At 63.2% G+C, this 9,075-nt stretch carries 6 protein-coding genes; 3 read left to right on the top strand and 3 right to left on the bottom strand.

Annotated features, from left to right (window positions below; translation table 11 throughout):
- On the bottom strand, positions 1-206 hold a 206-nt coding region (locus tag ABMA59_RS27465), incomplete at its 3' end, for a hypothetical protein (RefSeq protein WP_349008556.1).
- Here ABMA59_RS27465 and ABMA59_RS27460 point away from each other — a divergent pair.
- Complete coding sequence (locus ABMA59_RS27460) at positions 196-378, top strand: GNAT family N-acetyltransferase (protein ID WP_349008555.1); 183 nt, start codon at positions 196-198, stop codon at positions 376-378. The genes ABMA59_RS27465 and ABMA59_RS27460 overlap by 11 nt on opposite strands.
- A 143-nt stretch (positions 379-521) precedes the next feature.
- Positions 522-1,526 (top strand): zinc-dependent alcohol dehydrogenase family protein, encoded by a 1,005-nt coding sequence (locus ABMA59_RS27455; protein WP_349008554.1) that lies wholly within the window; start codon positions 522-524, stop codon positions 1,524-1,526.
- A 167-nt stretch (positions 1,527-1,693) separates the two neighbouring features.
- Here ABMA59_RS27455 and tnpA read toward each other — a convergent pair whose 3' ends face one another.
- Both tnpA and ABMA59_RS27445 read right to left on the bottom strand, forming a co-directional pair.
- Entirely contained in the window at positions 1,694-2,014 is a 321-nt protein-coding gene (gene tnpA / locus ABMA59_RS27450; protein WP_349008553.1) for an IS66-like element accessory protein TnpA, read from the bottom strand.
- A gap of 316 nt (positions 2,015-2,330) precedes the next feature.
- Positions 2,331-3,071 carry an SDR family NAD(P)-dependent oxidoreductase gene (locus tag ABMA59_RS27445; protein WP_349008552.1) on the bottom strand — a complete coding sequence of 247 codons (741 nt, stop codon included), beginning with the start codon at positions 3,069-3,071 and terminating at the stop codon, positions 2,331-2,333.
- A gap of 827 nt (positions 3,072-3,898) precedes the next feature.
- Between ABMA59_RS27445 and ABMA59_RS27440 the strand changes: the two genes are divergently transcribed.
- Positions 3,899-9,058, top strand: coding sequence for a beta strand repeat-containing protein (locus ABMA59_RS27440; protein WP_349008551.1), 5,160 nt, complete (start codon positions 3,899-3,901; stop codon positions 9,056-9,058).
- The last annotated feature ends 17 nt before the right edge of the window (positions 9,059-9,075 follow it).

The raw sequence follows: 9,075 nt of genomic DNA, 5'->3' as shown, positions 1-9,075 counted from the left end.
AACCTGCCTTGTGCGTGCGATTGGAGCCAAGCGACTATTCGGTCGTGCGTGACAAAGGCGAAGATCCCAGGCTCACCGACGGTTGTGGCCGAAGGGGGTACGGGCGACTTCGCCAAACCTCGAACCGGATGGCCATCCGGTTCGAGGTTCAGTCGCTGCAATCGCACAAAATCACTCTCGTGCAGATACAAGGGGTTGATCATCATCGACCACACCGAGGTCCCCGCCGCCTTGCGCGGCCGCAAGGTCGGCGAGCGACTGGTGCGCCAGGCGATCGAGGACGCCCGCCGCGACGGAATCGCCGTCATGCCGCTCTGCCCGTTCGCAAAGGCGCAGATCGGCCGCCACCCGGAATGGCAGGACGTGCTGCGCCCGTGACAGGAGGGTGGCGGCGGATCATGGCGTCGGCCGGGGCCTGATCGGCCCGCCCGCTGCTCCCGAGCCGCCGCGAAGCAAATCGCAGCAATGATGTGGCCCTTGCAAACAAGTCCTACGATCCACCAGGTTCGAGAGCTAAGATCATGACCGACACCATGAAGGCGATCGTCCTCGAAAAGTTCGGCGGCTACGACGCCTTCCAGCTGCGCGATGTTGCCGTACCGGCTGTAGGGCCGCGACAGGTCCGGGTGCGCATCCACGCCACTGCCATCAATCCCTTAGACTATCAGATTCGCCGTGGCGACTATGTCGATTACGTTCCGCTCCCCGCCATCATCGGTCATGACGTTTCCGGCGTCGTGGAAGAGAAGGGGGCGGACGTGAGTGAGTTCGAGATAGACGACGAGGTTTACTACACGCCAAAGATCTTCGGCGGCCCCGGCTCATATGCGGAGCAGCACGTTGTGGATGTCGATCTGGTGGCCCGCAAGCCGCGCAATATCAGCCATCTGGAGGCTGCCAGCTTGACGCTGGTCGGCGGCACGATTTGGGAAGCTCTGGTGACCCGTGCCCAGCTTGCCGTCCATGAAACAATCCTGATCCACGGTGGCGCCGGCGGTGTAGGTACAGTGGCAATCCAGCTTGCCAAGGCGATGGGTGCGCGGGTCATCACGACGGCGCGCTCCAGCAACCATGAATTCGTACGTTCGCTGGGAGCGGACGAGGTAATCGACTACACCTCCGATGACTATGTGTCAGCCGTGGCGGACCTGACGCATGGGCAGGGGGTGAACGTCGTGTTCGACACCATCGGCGGCGACACCCTGACGAAAAGCCCGCTCGCCCTCGCGGATGCCGGACGGGTGGTCAGCATCGTCGACATCGCACAACCGCAAAACCTGATCGAGGCGTGGGGCAAGAATGCAGCCTACCATTTCGTGTTCACGCGGCAGAACCGCGGCAAGCTCGACGCGCTGACAAACCTTGTCGAACGCGGCCTGATCAAGCCAGTCATCGGGGCCGTGCTGCCTTTGGCTCGTGTCGGCGAAGCCCATGAATTGCTCGAAGCCGGAAGCTCCCTTGGACTTCGAGGTAAGGTGGCGATCGATGTTGTGGGCCAAACTGTCGAATTCCCCACGCGGCGATAAATTCGCCGATAAGTCGGGTACTCCCCTGTCACCACTGCCCTAGAGAAAGCAGTTGAAACATCCTGCCGCTTCAGCGTCTCTGCACCCCAGCGCCAGGCCCGGGAAGCCCTTCCCCATGTCGGTGTGGCCGGTCGCCAGCCACATCCGCACGCCGCTTGGAACCGGGATCATCGCGACCCGAGCGCGTCCAGCACGCGCCGCAGCGCCTCGGCATCAACGTCGCGGTCGACACGCACGCGGCTCCCGCTGCCAAGCTCCATCTCGATGATGCCGCTCTTGCGGCGACGTCGGCCGGGAGACGCCGATGTCGCCGGCGCCTCAATGGCGGGCGGCATGGCGGCGGCAGGAACGATCTCGACCGGGACCAGTTGCGAGGGACCGGCATCGACCCGCTCGCGCAGATCCTTGCGCCATCGAAAAAGCTGGCTGACGTGAATGCCCGCCGATCGCGCGACTTCCGACACCGATACGCCAGGCTCGGCCTTCACCGGAGGGGTGCGTCATGAGGGATCATGCCGCTGGCAGCGGCATCGCATTTCTCTGGGAGCGGCAGTTGCTCAATATGCGTGTGTCGACCGCCGGCTGACCCGACCGGAAGGAACATAGGGGGCGACGCAGCAAGGCAGGCTGGGTCGCCCATCACTGCCGTTTCGTTGGATCAATCGGACCGATGTCGCGTAGCGGAAGTTCCCGGAGCCTGAGATTGCATTCAACCAGACAGCTGCGGTTCGCTGGACATTGCATGCACGGTGAGGCCAAGGGCGTTGCAAGCGAGCATGGCCCGCTTGCAAGGACAGTTGCGGATTACGCGATGGCGCCCCCGTCGGCCGTCAAGATCGCGCCTGTAATCACGCTTGCAGCCGGGCTCGCCAGGAACACCACGGCGTTCGCCACCTCGCGCGGTTCGCCGTAGCGCCCCAACGAACTCAAGCTCCGCTGGAATTCTGCGGCCTCTCCGTCGGCCGGGTTTGAATCCGTATCGGTCGATCCGGGCTGCACGAGGTTCACGGTGATGCCGCTCGGACCAAGCTCGCGTGAGAGGCCTCGCGTGAAGGAGGTGAGCGCAGTCTTGGACATCGCATAAACAGTCACGCCCGGGAAAGGAACTCGCTCCCCCAAACCGGAACCGATCGATATGATGCGCCCGCCTCTGCGTAGATGCGGGATAACGGCCTTCGCAAATAGCACAGGTGCGCGCACATTGACGTCCATCAGGGTTTGATAGTCGTTCAGGTCTATGTCGACGATCATCCCACTGAGGCCGATCGCCGCGCTGTTCACCAGGATGTCGATCCCGCCGAGTTTAGAAACGGCCTCGTCCACCGAACGCAAGATGGCCTTCGGGTCGGCGCTGTCGGCTTGGATGGAAACGGCGCGGCGACCCGCACTGTGGATCGCCCTGACCAACTCATCCGCCTTCTCGGTGGAGCGCTGGTAGGTGAATGCGACGTCGGCACCGTTCTCCGCCAAGGCGAGCGCGATCGCGGCACCGATGCCCCGCGAGCCACCGGTCACCAATGCCCTCTTGCCATTTAGATCAATCATCGATCAGTCCTTTTAGCCGTCGCTAGGAGCGACTTGCACTTCCTGTGTAGCTTGTCGCCGGGGTGCTTCTGCCTCCGATATGACGTTCATCTCTGATCTGTTCCAGCAGCGAAAACTGCTACACCGCGTCGCGCGTTGAGCAACGCCGAGTGGACGAGGTGGCCTCCGATTGAAGCGAATTGTTTCCTTTGACCGCACAGGCTTGCGAGAGCTGTTTAATGCCGTCCCCAGGTAGCACCGCCTTGAACAACCGCTTTCGACTAACCGTCCGCGAAGCGGCCCGGCGAGTAGGTCCCCACAGCCTGCCGTTCCGCTCGCCAAGCGGCGAGCGATGAACGAACGGCAGGTTGCGCTCACCTCTCTTCGGGCTAAACGACCGATTGGCGGCGCGAGACTGTCCTCCGGCTTGGCATTTAGCAATGTCCGCTTTAGCGAAATGGTTGACGTGGCTTGTCTGACGGATATTGGGGCGCATTGCGGCCCGGCAGGTTGGGGGCCGCAAGCGGTCTGTCCGCTATTGAGACAGAGGTAGCGGCAAGCGACCATCCACTGGCGTCCGCATCAAGCTTTGTCGGGTATCGTGATGTCGTCCCAAATTCGCGAGAGGGGCAGCCAACATCGATCGTTCAGAGGCTGACCAATCCCCCTCCGTTTCAAAGTCTTCGCCGGATTTCCAGGCTGATCTTCCAGGAAAAGACAAAGAATTCCATGGCGTTTCCAGCCTGTGGTGATATCCAGCGCCCTCCTTCTCAAATACCACCTACGGTTGGGCAAGCGCCATTGACGAACGCAAGGCGCGCTCCGCACGCATTGATGAAAGACCAGCCATGCCGATTGATCTTACCGACATCACGAACGGCGACGGCAGTCAGGGCTGCGTGCTTCGCGGCGGTACGAAACTCGACCAGTCGGGCTCCTCGATATCCTCGGCCGGCGACGTGAACGGCGACGGTTTCGATGACATGATCGTCGGTGCGCCTTTCGGGGGTTTGGCCGATGTCGGCACGAGCTATGTGGTGTTCGGCAAGGCGGGCGATTTCGCGGCCACACTTGATCTCGGAGCCATTGCCACGGGCGATGGCACGCAGGGCTTCGCCATCCTTGGCGAAGATGTCAGCGACGGGGCTGGCTATTCGGTTTCCTCGGCCGGCGACTTGAACGGTGACGGCTACAGCGACCTTATCGTTGGGGCGCCCGGCGGAAATGGCGTGATCAATGGCACACCTGCCGGCGCCTTCAGCTATGTGATCTTCGGCAAAGGCTCGGGCTTCGACAAAAGCATTGATCTGGCCACCATCACGAAAGGCAATGGCAGCCAAGGTTTTACGCTCGGAGGGGACAACGCTACCAGTCTGGGTCCGTCGGTCTCCCTGGCCGGGGACGTCAATGGCGACGGCTTCGACGACGTGATCGTGGGTTTCGCGCAGGAAAGGGGAGCAGGGGTCGGCGTCAGCTATGTGTTGTTCGGCAAAGCCGGCGGATTAGGGCCAAGCTTCCTGCTTGAGTCCATGTCCGCCGGTGGCGGTGTCAACGGCTTTGCCATCAAGGGCGAACAGGCGGGCGATCAATCCGGATTCTCCGTCGCATCGGCGGGCGACGTCAACGGCGACGGTTTTGACGACCTGATCGTCGGAGCAAGGTTCGGCGACGGCCCAGGCGACAGTCGTGACGCTGCCGGCGACAGCTACATCGTGTTCGGCAAGGCGGGCGGATTTGGTGGCACACTCGATCTCGCCGACATCGCCACGGGTGACGGCAGCGCGGGCTTCGTCCTGCGGGGCGAGACGGCCGGCGATCACTCCGGCTTTTCCGTCGCATCCGTGGGGGACGTGAACGGGGACGGCATCGACGACCTGATCGTCGGCGCCAAGGATGGCGACGGACCGGCGGACGGCCGTGCAAATGCCGGCGACAGCTATGTGGTGTTCGGCAGGCAGGGTGGATTCGCGCCGACCTTCGATCTTGCCACCATCACAGCCGGCGACGGCAGCCGCGGCTTCGTGCTTCACGGCGCAAAGGCGGAAGACGCGTCCGGCCTTTCAGTGTCCTCGGCGGGAGACGTCAATGGCGACGGCATCGACGACCTGATCGTCGGGGCGGCCCAGATCGACGGTCCGGGCGGAGCGCGTGAGAACTCCGGCGCTGCCTATGTGGTGTTCGGCAAGGCGGGCGCCTTCGACGCAACCCTCGATCTTGCCGACATTGCCGCCGGCAATGGCAGCAAAGGCTTCATTATCTACGGCCGGAACATCCTGGACGGAGCGGGCTCTTCGGTGTCCTCGGCCGGAGACGTCAACGGCGACGGTTTTGATGACCTGATGGTCGGCGCTCCTTCGGCGGCAGTCGGGGCGGGCGAGACCTATGTCATCTTCGGTTCCGCGACGATCGGGGGCTCGGCCAGCCAACTCACCCAGCCGGCCGGCGGGGACGCAGCCGATACGCTCGCCGGCGCCGTGGGCGCTGCCGATGTGCTGGTAGGCGGCCGCGGCGACGACACGCTTTCGGGAGGAGGCGGAGCCGACTCGCTGCGGGGCGGCGAGGGTGGCGATAGGCTGATCATCAGCGACGCAAACTTTGTCCATCTCGATGGCGGCAACGGCTCGGATACGCTTGTGCTTGCCGGCGCGATGACACTGATCGACAGCAATTTCCGCCGCGTGTCCGACATGGAAGGGATCGCGCTGGGTGCACAGGCCGTCAACCTGACGCTCGGCCGCATTGCGTCACAGGCTTTCGGTGGCGTTGCGTCGACCGGTTTCGGCGTGACGATCGACACGACCGCGAGCAGTTCGACGGCCGCCCAGGTCATCAAAGCGGCCGCGTTCAATCACAGCCTCACCGTCGACTTCTCCAAGAATACCGTGGGCGTGAGCGTTGGCGGCGGACTGCGCGCCGACCATCTGACGGGCGGCAGCGGCGACGACATACTGAACGGCGGCGGCGGTGCGGATAAACTGTCGGGCGGCGCCGGTAACGACACCTACTACGTGACGACCGGCGACATCGTGACCGAGGCGGTGGGCGGCGGCAACGACCGCGTTTCCGTGCAGTCCGACTTCGTGCTCGGCGCCGGGCAGGAAATCGAACTTCTGACGACGACCAATTCTCAGGGGAAGGGATCCATCGACATCAGGGGCAACGAATTGGCCCAGACCATCGTCGGCAACGAGGGCAACAACTGGCTGCACGATGGCGGGGTGGGAGGAGCCGACACGCTGCGGGGCGGCGGCGGCAACGACTACTACACGGTGTACAACGCGGGCGCTGTCATCATCGAGTCCAAAGGACAGGGCGACTACGACCGTCTCGCCGCCGGCGTCGACTATGAGCTGGCAAAAGGGGTGGAGATCGAATCGATTCGCACCACCAACCAGTATGCAACCTATAGCATCGACCTGACCGGCAACGAGTTCGGCCAGGAGGTCGTCGGCAACGATGGCGTCAACCGGATCGACGGCAAGGGCGGCGCGGATACGATAGAGGGAGGCCTGGGCGCCGACACGCTGCATGGCGGCGCGGGCAACGACACGATTTACGGCGGCTACGGCGGAAGGGCGGCGGCTTACCCGGTGAGCGCGAAGGGCAGCGGCAGCGTCACGAGACCTGCCGGTAATCTCGACACCCTGGACGTCAGCAACGCGTTCAACCTGGCTGCCAACCCGGATATCATCGATTCGACCTACACACCGCACGTCACGATCAATGCGAGGGGCGACGACAATCCCCATATGTACAGGGTCGATCTGACTGCAGGAGCAGTGCTGACCCTGGACATCGACGCCACGACCGGTGGGCTGAACACCAGAATCTCCCTGCTCAGGAGCAATCTCGATCTGCTTGCCAGCAATGACGACAGCGGCTTCATAAACGGTGACAGCGGCTCGACGAGCGATTTCGACTCCTTTCTCACCTATACCGTCACGACCGGTGGCACGTATTACATCGCGGTCCTGGGCAAGGACACGCCGGCCTGGCCTGGTCAGAACTACCAGTTGCACATCTCCGCAGCCGGCATCCGGCCGGTCGAATCCGACAATGACAGTCTCTATGGCGACAGCGGCGACGATACCCTGTGGGGCGGCGGCGGCGATGACCTGCTGGACGGCGGAGCCGGCGCCGACACGATGCATGGCGGAACCGGGAACGACATGTTCATCGTCGACAATGCCGGCGATGTCGTGATCGAAGCAGCCGGCGAAGGCACGGCCGATCGTGTTTCCGCGCGGGCAAGCTACGCGTTGCAGGCCGGCACCGAGATCGAGTTGCTGACGACCACGTCGTTCGCGGGCACTGCTGCCATCAATCTCACCGGCAACGAGTTCGCGCAGTCCATCGTCGGTAATGCCGGGGCCAATATCCTGAGTGGCGGCGGCGGCAACGACATACTGAACGGCGGCGGCGGCAACGATACGCTTTACGGCGGTGAAGGCGACGACACCATCGCCGGCGGCGACGGCAACGACACGCTGGACGGCGGCGGCGGCACCGACACGATGCGTGGCGGCGATGGTAACGACGTCTATTTCGTCGATACGGGCGACACGGTGTCCGAAGCGATTGGCGGCGGCGACGACCAGGTTTCAGCGCGGGCCGACTTCACGCTCGCCGCCGGGCAGGAGATCGAACTGCTGACGACAGCCGACCCGAATCGCACCGATGCCATCGCCCTCACCGGCAATGAGTTTGCCCAGACCATCATCGGCAATGACGGCGGCAACAGGCTGGGTGACGGCGGCGCGAAAGGCATCGACACACTGGTCGGCAAAGGCGGCAACGACTTTTACACGATCCACAATTCGTCCGCGGTGATCGTCGAGGCCAAGGGGCAAGGCTACGACCGTGTGTCCACCAGTGTCGACTATGTGCTGGCGCAAGGCGTCGAGGTCGAGTCGCTGCGCACGACCAGCCAGAATGCAACCTACAATCGCGACCTGACCGGCAACGAGTTCGGCCAGGAGATCATAGGCAACAACGGTGTCAACCGGATCGACGGCAAGGGCGGCAACGATACGATACAAGGCGCCCTGGGCAACGATGTTCTGCATGGCGGCGCGGGCAACGACACGATTTATGGCGAGCTTGCGCCGGCTTGGGTCGTGGGGCTTGGCAGCGGCAGCATCACCAAGCCGCCCGGTAGCAATACGATAAACCTCGACAACGCGTTCAGCCTGGCGGCCGATCCGGACATTGTCGATTCCGAGACGGTCCCGCATGTGACCGTCGATGCGACAGGCAACGGTCAGTATCATTGGTACCGGGTCTATCTGTCCGGCCCGGCCACGCTTACCCTAGACATCGACAATACGACCGGTGGCCTGGACACCGGCATCTGGCTTTACAATGACCGCCTTGACGTCGTCGCCAGCAATGACAACAGTCTGCTGACGCAAGGTGCAGGTGGCTCGGCCAGCACGCTCGATTCCTTTCTGACACACACCATGGATAACGGCGGCGTCTACACCATCATAATCGCCGTGGGCGACGGGCTGTCGCCGATCCCGCTGGGTCAGGACTATCAGTTGCATGTCTCCGTGGCGGAAGTCCCGCCGGCCGGCATCGAGTTGAGCAACGACACGCTGTTCGGCGACAGCGGCAACGACACGCTTTTTGGCGGCGGCGGCGACGACGTGCTGGACGGGGGCGCCGACGCCGATGTGATGCGGGGCGGCGGCGGCAAGGATGTCTTTGTATTTTCCACCGCCTTAGGCGCCGGCAACGTCGACCGGATCATGGACTTCGACGTGGCCGACGACACGATACGGCTGGATAACGCCATCTTCACCGCCCTCGGGGTCGGTGCGATCGACGCGTCTGCCTTCAAGGACAACGCGCTCGCGCCGCGCGATGCCGACGACCGCATCATATACAATTCCGACACCGGTTCGCTTTTCTACGATGCGGACGGGCTCGGTAGTGCCGGCCCCGTGAAGTTCGCTTCGCTGGCGGCCGGCCTTGCGCTCACTGCTGCGGATTTTGTGGTGATCTAGATATTTTGCAAACAATG

The sequence above is a fragment of the Mesorhizobium yinganensis genome, assembly GCF_040081985.1.
Lineage (GTDB): Bacteria > Pseudomonadota > Alphaproteobacteria > Rhizobiales > Rhizobiaceae > Kumtagia > Kumtagia yinganensis.
Note: the sequence above shows the minus strand (reverse complement) of the source record. Positions and strands in the feature narration are given on the sequence as shown.

What these genes read in the sequence shown, in the direction of transcription:
- ABMA59_RS27455 (WP_349008554.1), top strand. Translation starts at nt 522, where the DNA reads ATGACCGACACCATGAAGGCGATCGTCCTCGAAAAGTTCGGCGGCTAC.
- ABMA59_RS27445 (WP_349008552.1), bottom strand. Translation starts at nt 3,071, where the DNA reads ATGATTGATCTAAATGGCAAGAGGGCATTGGTGACCGGTGGCTCGCGG.
- ABMA59_RS27440 (WP_349008551.1), top strand. Translation starts at nt 3,899, where the DNA reads ATGCCGATTGATCTTACCGACATCACGAACGGCGACGGCAGTCAGGGC.